Here is a 1579-nt window from a genome sequence, read left to right on the forward strand (position 1 = left end):
GCTCGATGGAATCAAGCAAGAAACAACAGATGCAGTGAATGAGGCCTTAACAAATGTAGATTCTACAATCGAAAAGGCCAACCAGCAAATAAATAACTTTGTAGAGAATGCAGCACAGTCAATTGATCAAAATGTTGTCGAGGTAACAGAGGAATTAAAAACAACTCAATCTAATATTGATACTGTTTCTCAAAACGTTGTTTCAACACAAAATGAATTAACGTTAATCAAAGATAAGATGAACCAAACCAATCAGCAAATCGGCGATCTAGGCAAGCTGAAGAAAATGTACAGTAACAGCATCGATTTCGGGGGCTATGATTATAGTGGTAATCCGAATTTAATGAACAACCTCTCTTTTTCTGATTTTGCTGTTCAAGTAGGCAGTGGAACTCTAAGTGATGGTGGTAAATTTTTAAAAATAAATAAGACCCCAGGAAATAATTTATATATTATTGCAGGATACAAAAATAGTGCCTATTATTTGACACCTGTACTTTCAAACACCACCTACACAATAACTTATGTTCTACGTAAATCTTCAAATTTTGTACCACAACCTGGCAAGCGTATAGTTGTAAGGTATAGATTAAATCAAAATGTGGTTACAAATAATCTTGGAGAATTAATCCTGGATAGCACTAGCTTAACTGAAGAGTTTACAACTTACACAAAAACGTTTACTACAGATAAATTGATTAACCCAAATAGCTACTATTTCCAAGTTTTAGTAGAAGAAGGGTTATCTGGTGAAATAGAGCTAAGCTATGAAATTAAGTTAGAACGTGGCTCTACAGCCACACCATATCAGCCAAACTTACTTGATGCCCCTTACTGGTTGGGTAAAGCTCCTTTGGGTGAGAATATCGCTGATTCGACAGTCAAGTTTCCTATTAATGTTAGTTCTTACAAGTTATATAGCGGAACTATGACAGAACATTTCAAGGTTGGTGAAACATATACAGTAACCATTAGAGGAACAAAACCATCTAACAAACAGTTCACTATGTATAACGGAGGTACTATTTTATTAGGAGATTTACAAATTGTGGAGGGTTTGCCAAACGTATGGACTAGAACATTCAAAGTAGTTAGTGTTAACTCTACTCTTCCTGATGTTTTTCAAATATATCAATTACCTAATGATGGTAATTATGGTGCATGCCAAATTGACTGGCTCAAGATCGAAAAAGGTGACACCCGAACCCCAAATATTAGTCAGTTTAAATACTTTGGTGAAGGATTGAAAGACAGCAACAATCCGAATGATTACAGTTGGGATGTCACACCTGAATATACTGAAAAAAGCTTGAATAATACGGTTAGTTTGACCGAACCACAGTCAGTTGAAGGTTTTAAAAACTTTTTACAAACACCAACAGTGAATGATACACCAGTAGCTTTAGATCGTTTTGTTTCAAAAACAGTAAAAACAACGAATACAACAGATTTTACCAATGAAAGTTCAGTCAGATTTGAACGATGTGGACGAAGTGTAGTGGCTAATTTTGCGATTACAAATAAATCAGCAAATTTTGCTGGATGGAAAAATTTAATGGCTTTTCCAAAAGGATATACG

Annotated in this window: 1 pseudogene; it reads left to right on the forward strand. The window is 35.0% G+C overall.

Annotated features, from left to right (window positions below):
• Window positions 1-1579: pseudogene (locus tag AB3H90_RS14300) on the forward strand (hypothetical protein); the annotation flags it as partial.

The sequence above is a fragment of the Enterococcus sp. C63 genome, assembly GCF_040887215.1.
Lineage (GTDB): Bacteria > Bacillota > Bacilli > Lactobacillales > Enterococcaceae > Enterococcus_B > Enterococcus_B hirae.